This window comes from Flavobacterium sp. (assembly GCF_027484205.1).
Taxonomy (GTDB): domain Bacteria; phylum Bacteroidota; class Bacteroidia; order Flavobacteriales; family Flavobacteriaceae; genus Flavobacterium.
In genome coordinates, this window is the sequence record NZ_JAIXUB010000001.1 from 206,174 (window position 1) to 230,189 (window position 24,016).

At 29.4% G+C, this 24,016-nt stretch carries 19 protein-coding genes; 13 read left to right on the forward strand and 6 right to left on the reverse strand.

Annotated elements, in window-relative coordinates:
• The first annotated feature begins 130 nt into the window (after positions 1 to 130).
• Positions 131 to 4,909, forward strand: a complete 4,779-nt coding sequence (locus tag Q0049_RS00905) for a T9SS type A sorting domain-containing protein (protein WP_298115405.1) — start codon at positions 131 to 133, stop codon at positions 4,907 to 4,909.
• A 65-nt stretch (positions 4,910 to 4,974) separates the two neighbouring features.
• Here Q0049_RS00905 and Q0049_RS00910 read toward each other — a convergent pair whose 3' ends face one another.
• Both Q0049_RS00910 and Q0049_RS00915 read right to left on the reverse strand, forming a co-directional pair.
• Positions 4,975 to 6,150, reverse strand: a complete 1,176-nt coding sequence (locus tag Q0049_RS00910; protein WP_298115407.1) for a GlmU family protein — start codon at positions 6,148 to 6,150, stop codon at positions 4,975 to 4,977.
• 174 nt (positions 6,151 to 6,324) lie between these two features.
• Positions 6,325 to 6,576 (reverse strand): type B 50S ribosomal protein L31, encoded by a 252-nt coding sequence (locus tag Q0049_RS00915; RefSeq protein ID WP_298115409.1) that lies wholly within the window; start codon positions 6,574 to 6,576, stop codon positions 6,325 to 6,327.
• A 234-nt stretch (positions 6,577 to 6,810) separates the two neighbouring features.
• Between Q0049_RS00915 and Q0049_RS00920 the strand changes: the two genes are divergently transcribed.
• The 10 genes from Q0049_RS00920 to Q0049_RS00965 all read left to right on the forward strand — a co-directional run bounded on the left by Q0049_RS00920 (position 6,811) and on the right by Q0049_RS00965 (position 17,573).
• Complete coding sequence (locus Q0049_RS00920; protein WP_298115411.1) at positions 6,811 to 7,344, forward strand: DUF4199 domain-containing protein; 534 nt, start codon at positions 6,811 to 6,813, stop codon at positions 7,342 to 7,344.
• On the forward strand, positions 7,344 to 8,300 hold the full coding sequence (locus Q0049_RS00925) for a glycosyltransferase family 2 protein (protein WP_298115413.1): 957 nt from the start codon (positions 7,344 to 7,346) through the stop codon (positions 8,298 to 8,300). Before Q0049_RS00920 ends, Q0049_RS00925 begins: the two co-directional genes overlap by 1 nt.
• Positions 8,301 to 8,338: 38 nt before the next feature.
• Positions 8,339 to 10,066, forward strand: a complete 1,728-nt coding sequence (locus Q0049_RS00930; RefSeq protein WP_298115415.1) for a phospho-sugar mutase — start codon at positions 8,339 to 8,341, stop codon at positions 10,064 to 10,066.
• Positions 10,066 to 11,895 carry an ABC transporter ATP-binding protein gene (locus tag Q0049_RS00935; protein ID WP_298115417.1) on the forward strand — a complete coding sequence of 610 codons (1,830 nt, stop codon included), beginning with the start codon at positions 10,066 to 10,068 and terminating at the stop codon, positions 11,893 to 11,895. Before Q0049_RS00930 ends, Q0049_RS00935 begins: the two co-directional genes overlap by 1 nt.
• 276 nt (positions 11,896 to 12,171) lie before the next feature.
• The gene (locus tag Q0049_RS00940; RefSeq protein ID WP_298115419.1) at positions 12,172 to 12,873 is read left to right on the forward strand and encodes a hypothetical protein; all 702 of its coding nucleotides are present in this window, start codon (positions 12,172 to 12,174) and stop codon (positions 12,871 to 12,873) included.
• A gap of 79 nt (positions 12,874 to 12,952) precedes the next feature.
• Entirely contained in the window at positions 12,953 to 13,783 is an 831-nt protein-coding gene (locus tag Q0049_RS00945) for an AraC family transcriptional regulator (protein ID WP_298115421.1), read from the forward strand.
• Positions 13,784 to 14,015: 232 nt separating this feature from the next.
• The gene (locus tag Q0049_RS00950; protein ID WP_298115423.1) at positions 14,016 to 15,224 is read left to right on the forward strand and encodes a serine hydrolase; all 1,209 of its coding nucleotides are present in this window, start codon (positions 14,016 to 14,018) and stop codon (positions 15,222 to 15,224) included.
• 1 nt (position 15,225) lies between these two features.
• Complete coding sequence (locus Q0049_RS00955) at positions 15,226 to 16,029, forward strand: DUF5694 domain-containing protein (RefSeq protein WP_298115425.1); 804 nt, start codon at positions 15,226 to 15,228, stop codon at positions 16,027 to 16,029.
• Positions 16,030 to 16,116: 87 nt separating this feature from the next.
• Positions 16,117 to 16,800 carry a DUF3667 domain-containing protein gene (locus Q0049_RS00960; protein ID WP_298115428.1) on the forward strand — a complete coding sequence of 228 codons (684 nt, stop codon included), beginning with the start codon at positions 16,117 to 16,119 and terminating at the stop codon, positions 16,798 to 16,800.
• Between the two features lie 2 nt (positions 16,801 to 16,802).
• Positions 16,803 to 17,573: a DUF3667 domain-containing protein gene (locus Q0049_RS00965; RefSeq protein ID WP_298115430.1), complete on the forward strand. Its 771-nt coding sequence runs from the start codon at positions 16,803 to 16,805 to the stop codon at positions 17,571 to 17,573.
• On the opposite strand, the gene Q0049_RS00970 is transcribed toward Q0049_RS00965, so the two are convergent.
• The 4 genes from Q0049_RS00970 to Q0049_RS00985 are packed head-to-tail and all read right to left on the reverse strand — an operon-like array spanning position 17,570 to position 23,167.
• On the reverse strand, positions 17,570 to 18,286 hold the full coding sequence (locus Q0049_RS00970; RefSeq protein ID WP_298115433.1) for a hypothetical protein: 717 nt from the start codon (positions 18,284 to 18,286) through the stop codon (positions 17,570 to 17,572). The genes Q0049_RS00965 and Q0049_RS00970 overlap by 4 nt on opposite strands.
• Positions 18,287 to 18,310: 24 nt before the next feature.
• Positions 18,311 to 18,997 carry a hypothetical protein gene (locus tag Q0049_RS00975; protein ID WP_298115436.1) on the reverse strand — a complete coding sequence of 229 codons (687 nt, stop codon included), beginning with the start codon at positions 18,995 to 18,997 and terminating at the stop codon, positions 18,311 to 18,313.
• On the reverse strand, positions 18,998 to 21,469 hold the full coding sequence (locus Q0049_RS00980; protein WP_298115438.1) for a TonB-dependent receptor plug domain-containing protein: 2,472 nt from the start codon (positions 21,467 to 21,469) through the stop codon (positions 18,998 to 19,000). It lies immediately after the preceding gene.
• A gap of 3 nt (positions 21,470 to 21,472) precedes the next feature.
• Complete coding sequence (locus Q0049_RS00985) at positions 21,473 to 23,167, reverse strand: M23 family metallopeptidase (RefSeq protein WP_298115441.1); 1,695 nt, start codon at positions 23,165 to 23,167, stop codon at positions 21,473 to 21,475.
• A gap of 194 nt (positions 23,168 to 23,361) precedes the next feature.
• Here Q0049_RS00985 and Q0049_RS00990 point away from each other — a divergent pair, with 194 nt between their 5' ends.
• Positions 23,362 to 23,652 carry a hypothetical protein gene (locus tag Q0049_RS00990; protein WP_298115443.1) on the forward strand — a complete coding sequence of 97 codons (291 nt, stop codon included), beginning with the start codon at positions 23,362 to 23,364 and terminating at the stop codon, positions 23,650 to 23,652.
• A 4-nt stretch (positions 23,653 to 23,656) separates the two neighbouring features.
• Positions 23,657 to 23,950, forward strand: coding sequence for a cell division protein ZapA (locus Q0049_RS00995; protein ID WP_298115445.1), 294 nt, complete (start codon positions 23,657 to 23,659; stop codon positions 23,948 to 23,950).
• Positions 23,951 to 24,016: the final 66 nt, after the last annotated feature.

Genomic DNA, 24,016 nt, shown 5'->3' on the forward strand with positions numbered 1-24,016 from the left:
ATGTTTACTAATTTAATAATCAAAATGTTATACTTTTACAAAAAATTACAAGCTTTCAATTTTGTTTGAAAATCAACTAAAACACTTATAATTAGTATTAAAATTAGATAATAACGCTAAACATATTTCCATGAAAAAAATTACTTTGATTTTTTTAACTCTATTTTTTGTATTGCTGTCATTACAAAATACCAATGCTCAAACTGCGGGTTTTAATTCAACTTTTGCTGTTTTATCCATAAATGGTAGTTCAAATCAATATTATGATTTACAAGCTACTACCGGAAATTCTGATTTTAATGGATTAAATTTAGGAAGCTTTAATTCAAGTAATTCCTTATTATTAAAAGGCGCAGAACACAATGTGTATAAATGTGGTGGTTGCGACTTAACTTCAACTAGAGTATATTATAGAGTTTATAAAACAAATTCAACTCCAGGAAGTTTTTCTAACTTGAATATTGGATATTCTAGTGGAGGAGCAAATGGATGTGGTGGCGAAGACCAACAATGGTCAAATACTGGATATTCAGTTGATGTTCTTTCAGGATTGACAGCAGGAAATTACACTTTTGAAGTTTATAGCGATGCAAGTGTGACTTGTTTAGGCGGAACAATATATGCTGGAAACAGTGGTGCAAATTATAAAGCAACTTTTAATTATTGTGGATCATTGAGTGGAGCTTTGCCTGTTGGTGAATATTCAATTCCAGGTTGTTTTCCTACAGTTGCCTCGGCGGTTACTTATTTGAATTCAAATGGAGTAACAGGAACTGGAACAGTACAATTTAATGTAGCTGCTGGACATACAGAAACAGCTCCAACATCAGGAATTATTCTTAATGGTTTAGGAACATCAGGAAGTTTAGCTACTGGAACTTCAACAACTCAAATAGTATTCAAAAAAAGTGGTTTAGGAGCAAATCCTATAATTTCTGCACCACAACGTTTAGCAGGTGGTTTAAATGATGGAATTATAAAAATTATAGCAAGTGATTATGTTACTTTTGATGGTTTCAAATTAGTTGAAAACCCATTAAATACAATTACCACAACAGGAGCAACAAATACGATGACTGAAGTGGGAATTGGAATTTTCCTAGGTTCTACTACAAACGGTGCTCAAAATAATACTATTCAAAATTGTACTATTAGTTTGAATGAAAATTATCAAAACTCATTTGGAATTCTATCAAGTTCATCTTCTTCATCGACAAATGCTGCAATGGTATCATTAAATACTAATGGAACTAATTCATACAATAAAATATACGGTAATATAATTTCTAATGTTGCTTATGGTATTTATGTTATAAGCGAACAAGCTACAACTATTTTAAACGAAACAGGTTGGGATATTGGTGGAACTTCTTTGGCTACAGGAAACACTATTACTTTTGGAAATCCAACTGCTTCAAATATTAATTATACTAGGTTTTCAGCCGTAGGAATGGCAGGAATATATTTTAGAAATAATGCTGGGGTTAATGTTCAATTTAATACAATAACTTCATATCCAAATTCTTATACTCAAAATAACGTAGCAGGAATTTTCTCTAATCGCACAAGTACGGTAAATCCTAATGGAATAACCTATACAAATCAAATTAGTAATAATATTATTAACTTGACAAATAATGGTTTGTTGATAACATCAGGAATTGACTTTGGTTATGGAAATTCAACTGCTAGTTTAATTGGAAACAACAACAACATTTCTATTATTGGAGGTGCAAGTGGAGCTTCTACAGGTTTTTATCACGGAATAAAGGCAAATTACATTTCAAATAATGTTAATTTTTCTAACAATACAATTTCCATAAATCAATCGGGATCAGGAACATTTTCAGGAACAGTTTATTTCATAAATGCTGATGGTAACACCAATGATTTAGTAATTGAAAATAATAATCTGTTTACAACCGGAAGTCATTTAAAAACAACAGGGCAATTTTTTGGAATATCGCATGATGCTCTTACAAATAATAGTTTATCCATTGGATCAACTATTGGAACAGGAAACATAATAAATATTTCAAGAAGTGGAATTGGAACTTTTAATGTTCATGGAGTTTTTGTTGGTACTTTTGCTACAGGTGTTCCAAATGGATATACCATAAATTTCAATTCAATTACCATTTCAAATCCTAATGGTACTGCAGGAACTTTTGGAATTAACGATACCTCTGGAAACTCTTCAGCAAATAAATTTTATAACAATAATGTAATAAATTTACTTGGTTCCACTGGAGTAACAATGGGTGAATTTTTAACTTTTGGAAACATTAACACATCCAACAATACAATCTCACTAAATTCAGCTGCGAATACAACTAATGGAATAGAATTTAGTTCAAATGGTTCTATCACTTCAGGTTTTGCAGATAATAATATTATTGAAATTAATACCTCAGGACTTTCACCAATTGCAAGAGGTATTAATACATCAGCCACATCGGTTACTAATGGTTATACAATCACAAATAACAATATTAATGGGATTTCAACCTCTACAACTACAGGAAATCCAATAATAATGGGAATTAGAGTTGGTGAAGGAACTAACAGCATTGTATCAGGAAACACTATTAAAAATTTATCAGCTGCAAGTACTTCTGGCAATGCAACTGTAAATGGTATTGCAATTACAAGTGGTACAAATGCCAAAATCTTTAGAAATAATATTAATTCTATTTCAAATTTGAGTTCAGGAGCAGTATCAACTTTGTCAGGAATTGCAATTTCATCATTTACACCTGTTGGTTCTACTGATATTTACAATAATTTAATTTCTGGTTTCAATGCACCATCGATAGCAACAAGTTATGGGATAGTTGGAATTGCATGTAATACACCTTTTTCTAGTTATAAAGTTTATTATAACACTATTAAACTTGGAACTGCAGCTTCACCTCTATCTGGAGGAACAAATTTTGGAGCAATTGGTGTTGGAGTAACCGGAAATTCAGCATCAACAATTCTTGATTTAAGAAATAACATCATCAATATGAATATTATTCCATCTGGAGATGGTTTTGCTAGTTGTGTTGGATTTAGTTCAGGAACTGCAAATACTACACCTTTTGGATTTGCTTCAACAAGTAATTCAAATATCTATAGTATCAACGAAGGAATTAACAATTACTTATTTGCGCAAGGTTCAAGTACAACTTCACCAATTGTAAATGGATTTGCATTAAGCGGATTAACACCAAACACAACTAATAACATAAACAATGATGTAAATTTTAATGCTACATGTGGTATTTATAAATCATTTATGGGTGGAACTCGTGAATCTGCAACTTACAATGAAAATAACTTGGTTGCAACTTCACCATCAGGAGCATTTGTTCCTTCAGGAAATTCATTTGCAGAAAATAATGCAGAAACTGTTGCTTCAATTACAACTGACTTTAATTCAGTTAATAGAACTCCAACTAACGATAGAGGAGCAATTCAATTTGAAGGAACAGCTTTAACTTTTACAAATCCAAATACAATTCCAACATTTGATGCTGTTGCACCAATTTGCTCGGGAACACCATTAGCTGATTTACCAATAACATCAACAAATGGAGTTACTGGAACTTGGTCACCTTCAATGAATAATAATGTTACAACAACTTACACTTTTACACCTACTGTTGGTCAATGTGCATCAATTGTAACTTTAACAATTGAAGTTATTCCAAGTATTTTCAATACAACAACTATAACAGCATGTAATTCATATACTTGGTCAGTAAATGGAACAACTTACACTTCAAGTGGAACTTACACTAATGTTAATGGCTGTACAACAGACACATTACAATTAACAATTCAACCATTATTAACTTTTTATCAAGATGCTGATGCTGATGGATATGGAAACCCTGAAGTAATAGTTGTTGATTGTATTGCACCAATAGGATATGTTCTTATCGGAACTGATTGTAATGATACCAATTCTAATATTAATCCAGGTGCAATTGATATTTGCTATGATGGAATTGATAATGATTGTAATGGAATTATAGATAATGTAGGACAACCTGGTGGATGTATTCCTATTATTACGGTTTTACAACCAACATCTTGTGGTATTACTTACAATAACATATCTCAATCATTTTATGCTACAACAATACCTGGAGCACAAGGATATAGTTTTAGAGTTAAAAACATGTCCACAAATGCGGTCCAATTATTTCAACGTTCAGTAAACAACTTATCACTTGCACAAATTCCAGGCGCAACTTATGGAACAGATTACCAAATTGAAGTTGGTGTTAAATACAATAATGTTTGGCAACCTTTTTATGGTACACCATGTATTATTTCTATTGCTTCACCACAAGCAACAATTGGAACTTATTGCGGAACTACATTAACCTCTATGAATCAATGGATATATGCCAATTATGTTGCCCGTATTACATTGTATCGCTTTAGAGTTACGAACACTGTAACAAATCAAGTAGAATTTGTAACAAGTAGTTTAAATAGATTCAATATGACTCAAATACCTAATAGAACATTTAATACAGTTTATCTGGTAGAAGTTTCTTTAAGAAATACTGATGGTACTTTCTTACCATACGGTACAGGTTGTACAATAACTACTCCATCACTTTCACCTTCAAGAATTGTAGAGACAGAATCTATTTCAAAATTAAATACAATTTTTAGAGCTGTTGCTTATCCAAATCCATTTGTTGATGATTTTAAATTAAATATTGAAACTACAAGTAGTGAAGCAATCGAAATAAAAATCTATGACATGTTAGGAAAAATAATAGAAAATAAAACTATTATTTCTTCTGAAATTGATTATGAAATTGGAAGAAATCTTTCTTCTGGTGTTTATAACATTATTCTAATTCAAGGAGAAAATACACAAACAGTAAGAGTCATAAAAAGATAATCCTCACCAAATAGTATCCAAAAAAAACTCCTCAAAATTTTGAGGAGTTTTTTTATTTCAAAGATTTACTCTTTTCTATATTTTTTAGTTTCTTCAAAAACATGTTCCAGAATTTTTGCATCTTGCTCAGTAAAATCTACATGTCTCCTACTCATTACAATTTTTGCCGTTTGAAATGCTTTTGAAGTTATGTAAGTTGTAAAACCGGATGCTCCACCCCATGAAAAGCTTGGTACAAAATTTCTAGGAAAACCACTTCCAAAAATATTAGAAGAAACTCCCACAACTGTTCCTGTATTAAACATAGTATTAATACCACATTTACTGTGATCGCCCATCATTAAACCGCAGAATTGCAAACCAGTTTTAGCAAACCCTTCAGTTTCATAACTCCACAAACGTACTTCTTCGTAATTATTTTTAAGATTTGAATTATTACTATCAGCACCAATATTACACCATTCACCAAGAACAGCATTCCCTAAAAAACCATCGTGACCTTTATTGGAATATCCAAAAAGTACCGAATTACTAACTTCACCACCAATTCTTGAATGCGGTCCAACAGTTGTTGCTCCATAAACTTTAGTCGCTAACTTTACTTGAGCTTCTTCACACAATGCAAAAGGTCCACGAATTACTGAACCTTCCATTATTTCAGAATTTTTGCCTATATAAATTGGTCCAGTTGATGCATTTAATGTTACAAATTCTAACTTCGCTCCTTCTTCTATAAATATATTTTCAGGTGATAAAACATTAACACTTTTTGGGATTGGTTGTGAAGTTCTTCCTTCTGTAATTAAATCAAAATCTTCTCTAATTGCAGCATCGTTTTTAGCAAAAATATCCCAAGTATTTTCAACAGTTAAACAATCTTCGTTGAATTCTATAATTTCATAAGTATCAAAAACAATCTCTTCTTGAGTATCATTTGTATAAAAAGCAACTACTTCATCACCTTTAAAAATGGCTTGATTTTTTTCTAAACTCTTAACCATTTCTGATAAAATATCATTTGGCAAAAAAGAAGCATTAATCATTACATTATCTTCCATTTCCACCATTGGGTATTTTTCAGAAAGATATTCTTCAGTAAGCGTTGTGGTTGTATAACCCAAATATTTTTCCCATTTCTCACGAATAGTTAAAATTCCAATACGGATTTCTGCAACAGGTCTCGTAAAAGTAAAAGGTAAAAGTGCGTTTCTAACAGTTCCATCAAAAAGTATGTAGTTCATTTTAATTTCAGATTTCAGATTTCAGATTTCAGATTTCAGTTTAAAGGCTGAAAACAAAATTTAAAAATCATTAGTAATGTTTTGTCAAAGTTACAAAAGTTTATTCCATAAAAAAACCTTCCAATTCCGAAACTTCGGAAGGAAGGTTTTAATAAAATTTGAACAGCTAAAAAATTATTTTGCTTTTTTAGCGTATTTGCTATTAAATTTATCAATACGTCCTGCAGTATCGATAAGTTTAGATTTACCTGTGTAAAATGGATGAGACGTTCTTGAAATCTCCATTTTAAAAACTGGATATTCAACACCTTCGTGCATGATTGTTTCTTTAGTTTCAACTGTTGATTTAGTGATAAAAACATCTTCGTTTGACATGTCTTTAAAAGCAACTAATCTGTAATTTTCTGGGTGAATTCCTTGTTTCATTTTGTAAATCTTTTATTTGTTATGAAGTAGTTTGTTGTGAAGCTTTCATTATAAAAGGTATCAACTCACTACAACTTTTAATTATTCTTTTAATTTTGAGAGTGCAAAAATACAACTATTTTTTATAATTCAAAGATTTACATAGCTTTTTTTTACAATTAACAAGAAAATTATTTTTTCTTACATTGATTTGATAATTACTATATTTGTAGATTAATTTAAACCAATAAAATCATGAACGAAATAGTTAAAAAAAATGGTATCACTTATGGTATAATTACGGGAGTTGTATCAATATTAATTACTACATTAATTTACACAATTGATTTAAAATTATTTACATCAGTGTGGGTAGGATTAGCTAATATTTTATTCTATATCATTATAGGTGTTGTTTTACTTATGAAAACGAAAAAAGAATTAAATGGCGTTTTCCCATTTAAAGATGCTTTTACTACCTATTTTATTTCCGCTCTTATTGGGATATTAATTTCTGTTGCATTCAACATAATACTTTTTAATTTCATTGATCCTGCAGCAAAAGAAACAATAAAAGAGTTAACAATACAATATGCTGTAGAAATGATGGAAAAATTTGGTGCTCCATCATCTGCAGTTAATGAGGCTATTAAAGGAATGGAAAAAAACGATCAATTTTCAATTATTGAATTAGTTAAAGGTTCATTTGTTACAATAGCTTTTAGTGCTGTTTTCGGATTAATTCTTGCAGCAATTTTCAAATCTAAAAACACCAATCAAGGTTTTTAATGAATCTATCCATTGTTATCCCATTATTAAACGAACAAGAGTCGTTACCTGAATTGCATTCATGGATTGTAAATGTCATGAAAGAACATAACTATTCCTACGAAATTCTATTTATAGATGATGGTAGTACGGATGATTCTTGGCAAACTATAGAAAATTTATCTAAAGAAAATTCGTGTGTCAAAGGAATACGCTTTTTGAGAAATTTTGGTAAATCGCAAGCACTTCACGCAGGATTTGCTAAAGCTCTAGGTGATGTTATCATCACAATGGATGCAGATTTGCAAGATAGCCCAGATGAAATTCCTGGGTTATTCAAAATGATTACAGAACAAAATTTTGACCTAGTTTCGGGTTGGAAAAAGAAACGATATGACTCTGTTGTTTCTAAAAACATGCCTTCTAAATTGTTTAATTGGGCTGCAAGAAAAACTTCTGGTGTTTACTTGAATGATTTTAATTGCGGATTGAAAGCATATAAAAATGTAGTAATTAAAAACATTGAAGTTTCTGGTGAAATGCATCGCTATATTCCTGTTTTGGCAAAAAATGCTGGATTCGGAAAAATCGGCGAAAAAATAGTCATTCACCAAGCTCGAAAATATGGCGAATCAAAATTTGGAATGAGTCGTTTTATCAATGGCTTTTTAGACTTAATAACTATTTGGTTTTTATCAAGATATGGAAAACGCCCAATGCACTTATTCGGTGCTGCAGGAGTTATTATGTTTATCATAGGATTTTTAGCAACAGGATTTATTATAACGCTAAAGCTTATAAAATTATATTCTGGGTTTGAAACCATTTTAGTTACCGATAACCCGTTATTTTACATCGCATTAACATCAATGATAATTGGTTCACAACTATTTTTAGCCGGATTTTTAGGTGAGATAATTCTTCGAACAAAAAGTAATGAAGAACGATATAAAATAGCTTCCGAAATAAATTTATAATAATACAAAAGCGAAATTTCGCATTTCAAAATAAGAACATGCACATCGATCAAAACATTTTAGACAAAGTTAATGAATGGCTAACACCAACATTTGACAACCAAACGCAAGAGACTATCAAAGAAATGATGACTTCTGCTCCAAAAGATTTAGAAGAAAGTTTTTTCAAAAATCTTGAATTTGGAACAGGTGGAATGCGCGGTGTTATGGGAGTTGGAACCAACAGAATCAATAAATATACACTAGGAAAGAACACCCAAGGTTTATCAAATTATATGATAAAATCATTTCCTGGAGAACAACTAAAAGTAGCAATTGCTTATGATTGTCGTCATAACAGTAATACTTTGGCTAAAGTCGTTGCAGATGTTTTTTCGGCTAATGGAATTCACGTTTATCTTTTTTCTGATATGCGTCCAACACCTGAATTATCTTTTGCTCTAAAATATTTAAATTGCCATGCAGGAATTGTGCTAACAGCTTCACACAATCCGCCAGAATATAATGGTTACAAGGTGTATTGGCAAGATGGCGGACAACTAGTTCCACCGCAGGATAAGGAAATTATTGAAGTTATCGAAGCGTTGAATTACAATGAAATTAAATTTGAAGCTAACGACAATCTAATTGAATATATTGATGTTGCAGTAGATGAAGCTTTCGCAAAATCAACAGTAGAAAATGCAAGTTTTAATACTCCAAAAGAAGCAAAAGAAAATTTAAAAATTGTTTACACATCACTTCACGGAACTTCTATAAAAGCAATTCCAGGAGTTTTGGCAAAAGCGGGTTATACCGATGTAAATATCGTTCCCGAACAAGAAATTCCAAATGGTGATTTCCCAACAGTAAAATCTCCAAATCCAGAAGAACCAGAAGCATTAACAATGGCTTTAGCTTTAGCTGACAAAATTGGTGGCGATATCGTAATTGGCACTGATCCAGATTCTGATCGTTTAGGAGTAGCTGTTCGTGATACTGATGGAAAAATGATGTTATTGAATGGAAACCAAACTATGGTAATCATGACCGCTTTTTTATTAGAACAATGGAAGCGTGCAGGAAAAATAGATGGAAAACAATTTATTGGCTCGACAATAGTTTCAACTCCAATGATGTTAGAATTAGCATCAGGTTATGGTGTTGAGTGCAAAGTTGGATTAACAGGATTCAAATGGATTGCTAAATTTATTAAAGATTTTCCTGAATTAAAATTTATTGGTGGAGGTGAAGAAAGTTTTGGATTCATGGTTGGTGATGCTGTTCGCGATAAAGATGCTGTTGCCGCTTGTCTTTTAGTTTGCGAAATTGCAGCTCAAGCTAAAGCATCGGGCACAACTTTATACAAAGAATTACTAAATTTATATGTTGATTTTGGATTTTATAAGGAACATTTAATTTCATTAACTAAAAAAGGAATTTCAGGAATGCAAGAAATTAATCAAATGATGATTGATTTACGTGAAAATCCAATGAATGAAATTAATGGTCAACGTGTAGTTTGTATTGAAGATTATGAAAATTCAACTTCACGAAATATGTTTACTGAGGAAATAGAATCTATTTCAATTCCGAAATCGAATGTATTGATTTATTACCTTGAAGATGGTTCAAAAATTTGTGCACGTCCAAGTGGAACCGAACCTAAAATCAAATTCTATTTTAGTGTAAATACTCCATTAGATAATATTGAAAATGCAAAAGAAGTTGAAAAACAATTAGACCAAAAAATTAAAAATATTATCGCAGAAATGCAGTTAAACTAATGGACCAAAATTTAAAAAAAATTATTCCTTTTGCTAAAAAATATAAAAGTAATGTTGTTTGGAATGTTATTTACAATATTTTATATGCTCTTTTTGGAACAATTGGAATGGTTATGATTTTCCCCGTTTTGAAAGTACTTTTTGGAAACGAAGAAAAAATAACTGAATTGCCTGTTTACGAAGGGATTACTACAATCGACTCTTATCTAAATGATACACTCTTTTACTATGTAAATTACTATTCAGAAACCTATGGAAAAAACTATGCTTTATTATTAACGGTTTCATTAGTTGTAACTACCTTTTTATTTAAAAATGTATTTGGATATTTAGGTTTACAACATCTGACTAAATTAAAAACAGGAGTTCTTAGAGATTTACGTGAAAAAATGTTTAAAAAAATAATAGAACTTCCTATTCCCTATTATTCTGAAAAAAGAAAAGGAGATATAATGTCACGAATGCTTGGCGACATTAACGAAGTTCAAAATTCATTTTTCATGGTTTTAGAACTAATTGTAAAAGAACCACTTACAATTATTTTTTCTTTAATTGCGATGATAAATATAAGTTGGAAACTAACTTTATTTGTATTTATATTTATACCCATTTCTGGATTTATTATTTCTAAAGTAGGAAAGTCATTAAAAGGAAAATCAGCAAAAGCACAGCAAGAAAATGGGCGTTTGATTTCTGTAGTAGAAGAAACTTTATCGGGTTTAAAAGTGGTAAAAAGTTATAATGCTGAAGGCTTTTTTTCTCAAATTTTCAATGATTCTGTAAACCGATTATACAAATTAAACAATAGCATTGGAAAGAAGAATAATTTGGCTTCTCCAATGTCCGAATTTCTTGGTATTATCGTTATTGCCATATTACTTTTTTACGGTGGAAACTTAGTTTTGGTAGATAAATCTTTAGATGGCTCTTTATTTATTTCTTACATTGCATTAGCTTACAACATATTAACTCCTGCAAAAGCCATTTCAAAAGCTTCATATCAAGTTAAAAACGGATTAGCTGCAGCAGAACGTGTTTTTGAAGTTTTAGAAGTTGAAAATACAATTACTGATAAAGTTGATGCTTTTGAATTAAAACAGTTTAATGAAAACATCAGTTTAAAAAATATTACATTCGCTTACAACAACGAACCTGTTTTAGAAAATTTTTCACTGATTATACCAAAAGGTAAAACAGTTGCTTTAGTTGGACAATCTGGATCAGGTAAAAGTACAATTGCTAATCTTTTAACCCGTTTTTATGATGTAAATGAAGGTGAAATACTTATTGACAATCATAATATAAAAGATATAACAATGCAATCTTTAAGAGGATTAACTGGTTTAGTTACTCAAGATAGCATCATGTTTAACGGAACTATAAAAGATAACATAAAAATTGGTAAACAAGACGCTACAGATGACGAAATCATTGAAGCATTAAAAATTGCAAATGCTTTTGAATTTGTAAAAGATTTACCAAACGGAATTGAAACTAACATTGGCGACAGCGGAAACAAACTTTCTGGTGGACAAAAACAACGATTATCAATTGCTCGTGCAGTTTTGAAAAATCCTCCTATTATGATTTTGGACGAAGCAACCTCAGCATTAGATACTGAAAGCGAAAAATTTGTTCAAGTTGCTCTAGAAAATATGATGCAAAATAGAACTTCCATTGTCATTGCTCACCGACTTTCTACAATTCAAAAAGCAGATAAAATTGTGGTAATGAATAAAGGAAAAATTGTTGAGCAAGGAACACACGATGAACTTTTAGCGCTGAATGGAAATTATTCAAGACTAGTTACAATGCAAAGTTTTGATTAAGAGGCATGAAGTTATAAGTTGATTGATGGAAGATGGAAGCAATAAAAAATATTTAAATTTTATAAAATCGCCATAAACAAGAGTTTGCGAATGCATTTGTAAATCATCGAAGACAAATGAAAATAACAAAATTGCGAAATAAACTCTAAAGAAAATAGCGATATATGCACCAAAAAACAAATAATATTTACAAATGAAAAGAGAATATTTTATTGGTTTATTTGTTGTGCTTTTTATGTTGGTCAATATTCAATGAAATTTCCGAAACGTTTTTAAATGTATATCAACAATCCAAATATCAATCTTCCCACAAATCCTGACACTATAGTATGGAAATATTTGGATTTATCGAAGTTTTTAGATTTACTACTTTCTAAAAAACTCTTCATGTCACGTTCCGATAAATTTGAAGATCAATATGAAGGTACTTTTAGTGAACCAACTTTTGAAGAAATCAAAAAATTATCTGAAAACAATCCTGACTTTTTAGATTTTTATAAATCACATCGCGAGAAAGTAGTAGTAAGCAGTTGGCATATCAATGAATATGAGTCATTTGCTATGTGGCAAATTTTCACACAAAATAGTGAAGGTTTGGCTATTCAATCAACTATTGGAAGATTACAAAAAGCATTGGATGTTGAAAAAAACTTCAAGCAATACATTGGCGAAGTGAATTATATCGACTATAAAAAAGAATACATTCCGTTTGATGATATGTTTTTTCCATTTCTTTTCAAGCGAAAAAGTTTTCAATATGAGCGTGAAGTTCGCATCATATCCGATTTATCTGAACAAGAAATAAAAATCAACGATGGTTTAAAAATTGATGTTGATATTACTCAATTGATTGAAAAAATCTACATTCATCCAAAATCTGAAAATTGGTATAAAAAATTAGTCATCGAACTCGTTGATAAACTTGGTTTTGACTTTGAAATTGAAAAATCTGATTTGGAAAGTGATATTTTGATTTAAAATTAGTTACAATTCGGTAAGTTTTAACTTTTATGTTACACAAATTTATCTAATTTTACGTAACTATATTTCACACCAATTGGAAATCAAATTCTTTAAGCCAAAGTCAGAAATTCTTCAAAAATATATTGAAGGATATTACTTCTTGACCAATTCTAAATCTGATTTACCAATAGAATATTTTACATTCCCAAACAATTATAGTATCGTTTCTATCATTGAAAATGCTGAAGTTCTCTATTCAGAAAACAAAGGCATTATCAAAGAGAAAAAAGGAAATCCATTAAATTCCGACTTAATTTGTCATTACAAAAAACCCATCAAATTAAGCTATGAGGGAAATATTAATGAAATTACATTTTATTTCAAACCACTTGGTCTCAATGCTTTTTTAGAAAAATCTTTATGCCATTATACTAATGATTTTTTTGCGAATTTTATACCTTTTGACGATTACAAAGAATTATTTACCACCATATTAAAAGAAAATAATTTAAATAAAAAAATAGAATTAATTGAAAATTATTGGTTGTCAAAACTAAAAGAATTTCAACATCCTTTTCTAAATCAAGTCATTAATGATTTAAAAGACACCCAAAAAGAATATTCAATTTCAGATTTAGCCAAGAAATACAATACCACGCGTCAAAATCTGACCAAACATTTCGAATCAAACTTATGTAAATCGCCTTCCGATTTTAAAAAAATTCAACGATTTAGAGATGCTTTAAAATCTCATATGAACTCGAAAAACAAAAACAACCTTACTTCATTAAGCTACGATATGTTGTTTTATGATCAATCTCATTTAATAAAAGACTTTAAATCATTAACTGGTTTGACTCCAAAAAATTTCTTCAAAAATATTTCATCTCAAGAAAATGGTGAAGTGAATTGGTTATTTGTTTAAGATTACATTTTTACAATTTTCATCTATTTATAAGGCGTAGTTTTACTAAAATTAACGTAACCATTTTGTCATGATAAATTTAATTGTAAAAATCGTTGTTACAGCTATAAACATTGTTGTAAGTTGTTTGTTTTAAATAATATAACCGAAGAAACTTCCATAATTTCAAAAATCATCAATCAATTTTCGAATATTACTTTTCATGGAGTTTCTTTACAAATCTTGACTACTTATGTATAATTACGTAAGCAAAATTATTTTTGCATTAATCACACTGCTCAGTTTTCAAGTATGTAACTCTCAAATTAGAACCGAACAATTCAATAAAAATTTAAAATCAATCTCTAAAAAATCAATTCTACCTGGTTTTTCAGTCACTATTTTAAAAAACGATTCTATTTATTTCCAAAATGGATATGGTTTTGCAGAAAAAAAATTGAAGAAAAAATATACTTTAGAAACCATTCAACCTATTGGTTCAATTAGCAAAACAATTATTGGTTTTTCCATTATGAAATGTATCGATTTGGGCTATTTCACTTTAGATACAGATATAAACACTATTTTACCATTTAAAATCCAAAATCCAAATTTCCCGAATTCAATTATAACAATAAAAGATTTAGCAACACACACTTCAAGTTTAATTGATAATGAAGCTACTTATTTATCTTTATATTCCGTAGGAGAAAAACCTTTATTGAAATTAGGCAGTTTTTTAAATGAGTATTACTCAAAAGAAGGTAAATTTTATTCACTTTCAAATTTTGGAACTTTTGAACCAGGAAAAGAATACAATTATTCAAATATCGCATCCAGTCTAGCTTCATATATTATTGAATTAAAATCGGGTTTATCATTTGAAGCTTTTACAAAAAAATATATTTTTGATCCCATAAAAATGAATGATTCACATTGGTTTTATGATAAATCGAAAAGTGAACATTATGCTACATTATATGAAATTAATAAAACAGATATTACTTATTTAAAACCATTTTTAAACAAAGACAATAGTGTAAAAATATATTCATGCATTACATACTCTGATGGAAGTTTAAAAACCTCAACTCAAGATTTAACAAAATATACCTTAGAGATGATTAAAGGATTTTATGGAACATCTAATTTATTATCTAAAGAGTCCTATTCAACACTATTTCAAAAACAATTTTCTGAGGAAAATATGCCACTAAATATGGATGTGAAAGAACCAAACCGAGCTGTTTTTTGGTGTTATAGTAAAAAAGGAAAATTGATTCACACCGGAAGTGATATTGGTGTAACTGCATTTTTATCTTTTGACCCAATAACAAAAATTGGAAGAATAATAATGATTAATGCGGCACTTGATGGCGAGAAAAATGATAAAGCCGTAAAAGATTTTATGAAAATAATTGGCGAAATTGAAAAATTTGAAGCAACATTAAATGAAAATTAAAATGAAAAAAACAATCCTATTTATACTTTTAGCAATTTCATCTTTTGCACAAACGAAAAATGAAAAAATTAAAATAATCCTAATGGGAACTTTTCATTATGGAGCAACTGGCGACAAAAACTCGACTAGTTTCAAAGATTTATTTTCTGAAAAAAGACAAAAGGAATTGGAATATATGACTTCAAAACTCAATGCTTTTGGAGTAAAAAAAATATTTGTAGAAACAGATTTTCGTGAACAAAAAAAATCAGATAGTTTATACAATGCTTATAAAAATGGTGTTTTAAAAGATTCCGTTTGGTTAAGACGTGAAGAAATTCAAGTAGCTTTTAGATTAGGAAAAATTAATAATCTTCCAATTATTGCCGCTGATAATCGACAAGATTTAGACTATAATCCATTAAATGAATACGAACAAAAACACAAAGATGACAAACCAAATCCTGATTCATTTTTTGAAGTTCCTTATCCGTTTACCGAAAAATTAAAAAAACTTTCAGAAACACCATTACCTGAATATTACATTCAATTAAATTCACCATACGCACGCCAAGCAAATCAATATGATTATTTACATTATGCCATGGCTTATGGTGAAAAAGATGATTTTACTGGTGAGCAATTTACCCTTTCATTTTATGATCGAAATTTGAAAATTTATAATAATATTCTTCGTAATATTGATGTGAAGAAAGATAAAGTAATTTTGGTTTTATTTGGTGCTTCACATACTAATATAATGCGTCAATTTTTTGAAAACCATCCGTATTTTGAAATTGTAGAATTGGAAACTGTTTTTAATTAAAGAATGATTTGTACTAATTGTAAAACTTCATTTGAAGGTAATTTTTGTTTTAATTGTGGACAAAAATCTAGTGTTCGCGAGTTAAAAATGCACGACTTATTTCATGAATTATGGCATTCTCTGACTCATACAGATAAAGGAATTTTAAAACTTATTAAAGATTTATTTATTCATCCAAAAAAAGTATATTTTGGCTATTTTTCAGGAAAAAGAAAAACCTATTTTAGTCCAGTAACTTTTTTCTTAATTACTGCTACCATCTTACTTTTAATAGGAAATAAAATTTATGACTATGAAGATTATGTACGCAGTGCAAATAATCCAAATGGTTTCAATGAAATGGGTCGTTTTGTTTTTGAAATGACAAAATTCAAAACATTAATTCTGTTGCCATTTCAGGTTTTACTTACATGGTTTTTTTATCATAAAAGGTTTAATTTAGCAAAAATCATTGTCTTCTTTTTATACTTTCATGGATTGATTTTTGTAATTCAAATACTTTTATCTCCTATTTACTTTATCTTCATATTAAAGAAGGAATTACTCGATAACTTTGTTTCAATTATTAGTTATATTTTATTATTTTGGCATCTAAATTCAATTTTTGGATTAAAAAAATGGAAAACATATCTAATTAATTTTTTTGTTTTAAATTTGTTTTACATCCTAAATTATTTAATTACTTTTTATTTGATATACGGCGAAGGGCTTTTCGAACAAACAAATACTAAAAATATTTTTGGATTTATAATTGAATTATACAAGATATAACCATGCATCATCATCTTTGTAAAAACTGCGATCATACTTTTGAAGGAAACTTTTGTTCTAATTGTGGACAAAAAACAAATACAATTCGATTAAATTGGCATTTCGTTAAAGATGAACTGCAATACACATTTCTTCATATAAATAAAGGGTTTTTATTTAGTGTAAAAGAATTACTGACTCGTCCAGGTGATACTGTTAGAGAATTTTTAGAAGGAAAACGTGTAAAACATTACAAACCTATCTTATTAGTTTTTGTACTTGCTGGTTTGAATGGACTTCTTTCTCAAAACATTGATTACAAAGGTTTCATGCCTAAAAATGACACCAAAAATATTGTAGCTAATGAAATGCCTAAAATGATGAATTGGATTTTTAGTCATTATGCTATAATTGAATTAACTCTACTTCCATTATTTTCAGTATGTTCATGGTTAGCATTCAAAAAATATGGATACAATTATATTGAAAATATTATTATAAACTGTTTTGCATCTGCTCAAAGGTTAACTTTTGGATTAATTACTATTCCATTAATGTATTTGATTGATACAAAATATTTATTAACGTTTTCAAGCTTAATTTCAATACCTGTTTACGCTGTAACCATTTGGCTTTACCTTCAGCTATACAAAAAACACGAACTAGGAAATGTAATTTTAAGATTACTACTTTTTGGATTCTTAGCAACTGTAGTGTTCTTCGGAGCAATATTAATTGCTTGTTTTATATTTCTTTATTATTTGGTTAAAACCGGTCAGTTAGAAATCAACTAAATAGGATTATACTCCACAACTTTCAACTCTTTATCTAATAAGTCTACAAACTGATAATGAACTTTGTCCGCTTTGTCGAAAGCACCATTTTTATTGATGTCTTCAATGGTTCTGAAGTACAATCTGTTTTGAGCTTCGATTACATTCCAATCGATAAATTCTTGTAAATCAACGGAAAGTTTTTTGAAATTAGTTCCGTCTATATTGCTGATATAAAGATTCTTAATATCATTTTCATCATGTTTTCCATCTTTGTTAGAATCCATATCTTCTAAAACATAAACTAAAAATTGTTTTTTAGTTTTATCAGCAATCGATTTTAAATAAGTAACGCGTTCAATTAAAACAGGTTTATCGGTTAAAACTTTCAATGAATCTGAACCAATTTGTTGGAATTTAAAATTGCTTAAATAACCCGTGATTTCATTTTCACTCGCATTAGAAACCGTAAAGCTTGCTCTTTCTGAGCTTGAATATTTTGTTTTTGAACTTCCGTCAGAAACGCTAAATTCTCCAATTGGGTATAACAAAACCGATGTTCCTTCCATTTGAACAGGTAAATCTGCTACAAGAATTTTTTCAGCAACAGTTTTTACTTCACTCCTATCTTTTGAAGCATCTTCATAGATTACTTTTGGCTTTTCGGCTTCTTCCTTGCAACTTAAAAAAACGATTACAAGTGAAAGAAAAATATATTTTGTGAAATTTTTCATTTGGATACTATTTTTAATCTTTTATCAAAGATATGATTTTTGACTGTATTTTCTATTTCTATTGAATTTTAGTAAAGCAAAAATATTTAGAACTACAAGACCAAGATAAGCAACGTATAGATACCAAACCTTTTTATTATATGAGATAAAAAATTCTTTTCTCTCTTTCTCTTTTTCTTTTGCTTCTATTTTTAAAGTTTCTATATATGTATAGTAACTTGTGCCGCAATTGACTGTTAGATGCTTATTCTCTTTTTCATCAATTTTTTTATTTTTCCTATTGCCATTTAATATCCATAAATTATTTTGGTAATCAATATAAGTTGGAGTATTTTCAATATTTAAAATATCCAAAATTTTAATATAAACTTCATAAGTCATCTTTTTTCCAAATTGTAGTTTAATCCCATTGATGGTATCTCTAAATTTATTTTGAATTCTGAGAGATTTTTGAAAACTTCTTAAATTGTTTTTCTCCTTTTCTAATGTATTATTAAAAACAAATATTTTATAATTTCTTAAATTAGGAAAATCAAACTTCTCCAATATTTCATTAAAAGATTGTTTGTCAGCTAAACCCAACCTAATGCATGTATATTCCTTAAAAGAATTATTAAAGTTTAAAAACCACAAAAATAAAATTGGCAAAACAACCAAAGAAATCATTCCGGGAACATAAAAAATTTTTCTATGTTTTTTGATGATTTTCATTTACAATCTAGCACTCAACTTCAAATTGAAAACTCTTGTTGTCATGTAATTTGGAATTCCGTATTGATTTTTGGTATAAGCATCACGAACCCAAGTGTTAGTAATGGCATTTTGATTGTTGAACATATTGAAAATTTCAAATCCTAACGATAAATCTTTGAATTTTTTCAACCAATGTCCATCAGGTCTTGAAGCATTTTTTTCTGTAAATACATATGAAAATCCAATATCAGCACGTCGGTAATCTCTCAAACGACTTTGATATTGATAAACATCAGCATACGATGGTGAACCTCCAGGAAGTCCTGTATTGTAAACCAAATTTAAGTATAATTTCAAGTTTGGAATATTAGGCATATAATCTTGAAAGAGAATTCCAAATTTCAACAATTGATCCGTTGGACGTGCAATAAATCCCTTATTATCTTGATTTTCTTCGGTTTTTAAATATCCAAAACTAAACCATGATTCAGTGCCAGGAACAAATTCACCATTGATTCGAGCATCAAATCCATAAGCATAAGCAGTGGCATCATTATTTGCACGATAGCGAATACGAACATTTTCTAAAGTATACGTATTTACATCGTTCATATCTTTATAATACGCTTCGGAAACCAATTTGAATGGACGATTCCACATTTTGAAATTATAATCGTTGGACAATACAAAATGTACTGATTTCTGAGCTTTCACATTAGGTTGGACAACGCCATCTTGGTCACGCAACTCTCTATAAAATGGTGGTTGATAGTAAAATCCTGTCGAAAAACGGAAAACCATATCTTGCTTCCAATTGGGTTTCAATGAAAATTGTGCTCGTGGAGAAAAAACAGTTTGCGATTTTGCATTCGAAATATCATCACCAGAAACAGTCCAATTGTGTGCACGAACACCTGCATTTATCCAAAACTCATTTTCACCTAAAGTAGTTTTTGTATTAAACTGAGTATATCCAGAAAAACGATTTATGGTAATAAAATTAGTTGCTCTCACATCTTGAAATGGAACTAACGGACCAACATAAGGATTATATGGTTGGTCGTTTACAGGCAAATCAATTATTGGTGGATTGATAGAAAATCCAGCAGAATCGATTACTTCCCACTCTACTATTCTATCGCGAATGTCTTCACGAGTGTATTTTAAACCCCAATCGATTTGGAATTTCTTTTTCGCATTATGATTTCCTTTAATTTCAACATTGGTAATCAATGCATCTAAATCGTTTCGAGCATGATTTAATTGCGAGCCAATTCCTCTGCTATACGTAACATCACCGAAAGTTTCTGAACCAATACTTGTATCAACTTCACCTAAAAAATAAGCAGCGTCAATATCATAATGTTCTTGCTCTTGTGTGTGATAAGTAGAAAGAATCAACTTATAATTAGAATTTTCTGTAGCCGAAAAAGTGGTTTTTACAGCTCCAAATAAAGTTTGATATTTATCATTTTCTTGTCCATCATAAAATATTAGTAAGGCAATTGGTTCACTAACTGTTCCAAAATTAGTTTGACGTGTTAAAGGTTTATAAACATATCTATTTTGTGATACATTTCCAAGAAAACTAAATTGCCATTTATCTGAAGGTGTGAAATTTACGTTAGTTTGAACATCGGCAAAAGTTGGTGTATAATTTGTCTGTGTTTCTTGACTGTTTACCAAAAGTGAATTATCTCTATAACGAATTCCGGTAATTGCTGTCCATTTTTTATTTTTTGAAATTAAATCAACCGATGCGCTTCCGCCAAGAAAACTTGCTTCAAAACTAGCTCCAAATTTCTTTGGAGTTCTATAGGTAATATCTAAAACCGAAGACAATTTATCGCCAAACTTTGCTTGAAATCCACCAGCTGAGAAATCAACATTTTGAACTAAATCTGTATTAGTAAAACTCAAACCTTCTTGCTGACCGGAACGAACTAAAAACGGACGATAAATTTCTACTTCATTGACATAAACTAAATTTTCATCATAATTCCCACCGCGTACATTGTATCCTGAACTTAACTCATTGTTATTATTTACGCCTGCAAAAGTTTTTAAAATACTTTCTACACCAGCATTTGCTCCGGGAATTTTTCTGATTACTTCAGGATCAATACTAATAATTCCTTGAACTCTTCGCTTGTTATTTGTAATTATAACATCATCAATTTGCTCAAAAGTACTACTAATTACAGGATTATATTCTAAAACTTCATATTGCTTTAATTGAAATGAAGCCGTAATTTTTTTGTAAGCAGGATGTGAAAAAACCAAAACCACTTTTTGATTTACAGGAAGTTCTAAAACATAAAATCCTTCTTTTGTAGATTTAGTTGAATTTACTTTATCTGTAATTAAAACGCCTTCTACAGGATTGTTTTTTTCATCAAGGATGACACCAGTAATTTTTGCTGTTTGTGCATAGGATACAAAACTTATCAGTACAAAAAGTAGTGATAAAAGGTTAATTTTTGTTCTCAAGATTTATTTTTTTTGACTTCTGTTAAATTGCGTTTCAAAGATAGTAGAATTTCCAACATTATCAGTGACAACCACTTTCAATTTATTAGCACCTTCAAGTAGAAAACTATCATTAAAAACGTGCGTAATTCGTTTTAATTTTGATTCATATTCAAATAAAACCCACTTTCCATTTAAAAATCCGTTGTAGGTTTTAATTCCTGACAAATCATCGGAAATGGTTAAACTTATACTTTTTTGAGCTGTAATCCATTTACCTTCAATGCTTTTTGAAATAGTTATTTTTGGCGCCGTTGTATCTTTTGCTAAAGTATATTGTCCTAATGTTTTTGTTTTACATGAAAACGTATTACCTGTTAGTTTTGTTGTAAGGTAACTCAATTTATTTCCGTTAACGGCAGCAATAAACATCTTTTTCTTATCTTCAACTGATGATTTTGTATCTTCAAATGATATCGTAAAATTAGTATGTGCTGGAACAACATCTTTATGTAAATAGAGATTATTATTTTTTACATCAAAGTTTAAATAAAAATCTTCATAGAATGTATTTTCTGGAAAATAGACAGCTACATTTTCTTTTTCAAAATTAGACTCTCTATTTGCTTTTACAAAATAAGGTGTTTTTAAATTTTCAGCAAACACTGTTGGTTTTAATGCCGAATATTCAATTGGAATTGAAATTATGGTTTTATTGTTATTAAAATCAGAAACTTCTAACTTTTTAGTTTGGGTCGAGTTTGAAGAAATATCTAAAATACCATTATCAATATTGCTTTTTATATTGCTCCAAGAATAAAAATTCTTCATAAATAATCGTTGCACTCGTTGGCGCAAATTTTTATATCGCGAATAATCAATCAAATTGTTTACAAATCTAGCTTCATCAAATGCCATTTTATCAAATTCATATCCAAAAAATGGTTTTCCATTACTTTGCAATTCAGTTTTGTACGTTCCATTATTGTTGTATGAAACATTGTCAACATCATAACTACTTATTCCGAAACCAATTTTTCCTGAAGCCAAAACTTTTTCTGATAAATATGTCCCATCAGCTTGCAACGATAAATTCAAATTTACAGGACGTTGCGATTGATTAGCTACTGAATTTTCATCAATTGGATAAACCACTAAAGCATTAACAATGGGCTTTTTTGTATCTGGAAGTAATTTATCAAAACCAAAAAACAATGGATTAATGATGTTTTCTGCGGCATCTCTAAATTCAAAATGCAAATGCGGACCTTCTGAACTACCGGTATTTCCTGACAAAGCAATAATTTCTCCTTTTTGAACAGGAATATCGCCAGGTTTCAAATATATTTCAACTTCATAAAGTTGTTCTTTATATTGTTCTTGAACAATTCGTTCTTGAATTTTGCCCATTGCAGTTTTCAAATGCCCATAAACAGAAGTAAAACCATTGGGATGAGTTATATAAATTGCTTTTCCATAACCTGCTGTAGAAATTTTAATTCTAGAAACAAAACCATCTGCAACAGCATAAACATTCAAACCTTCTCTTTGTTCCGTTTTAAAATCAAAACCAGCATGAAAATGATTGGGACGTAATTCACCAAAATTTCCTGACAATTTCATCGGAATATCTAATGGTGATCTAAAATAGTCTTTTGGATATTGATCTTGAGCATTGGAAAAAAGAATAAAAAGTAGAAAAAATGGTACTAATCGCATATAATTATGGTTTTTTGCTAAAATATAAAAAAGATTGATATATACTAAATTTAAATATTTTTTCTAATGATAACTCACTATTAAACATAATATTAGAAAACAATAAAAAAATAAAAGAAGATTTTAACAAAAAATATTGCTTTAATAGAATAGTAATTATAAATTTGTAAATTAAGTAATGAATAAAGTCAAGCATGAGTGAAATTGCGGAAATAATTGATACTCTTGAAAGTAAAATTCATAAGTTGTTAACTAAGATTGACAATTTAGAACAAAAAAATCAAGTTTTACAACAAGAATTGACCGTTTCAAGCAATGTAATTCAAAATCAAAATACAATCATGGAAACATTGAAAAAAGATTTTGAATCACTAAAATTGACAAATTCATTGTTAGGCAGTGAAGATTATAAAAGAGATACAAAGCTTAAAATAAATTCATTAATTCGTGAAATTGATTACTGTATAGCACAGCTTGCAGATTAAAAGTATGGATGAGAAGCTTAAAATTAAATTGAATATTGCCGACAGAGTTTATCCGTTAACGATTGACATGTCGCAAGAGGAAGGATTGAGAAATGCTTCTAAAAAAATCGATTCGATGATTAAGCAGTTTGAAGAAAGTTATGCCGTTCGAGACAAACAAGATGTTTTAGCCATGTGTGCTTTGCAATTTGCTTCTCAAGTAGAACAAAAAAAGGTTGATAACGCCATAGATGGAACCGAATCAATTGAAAGATTAACGAAATTGAATAATTTAATAGACGAATATCTCAATAAATAATATAAAAACACGTTCTTATAAATAAGCTAAAAATACTGCCTACATTAGTTCATAATTGGTAAACTC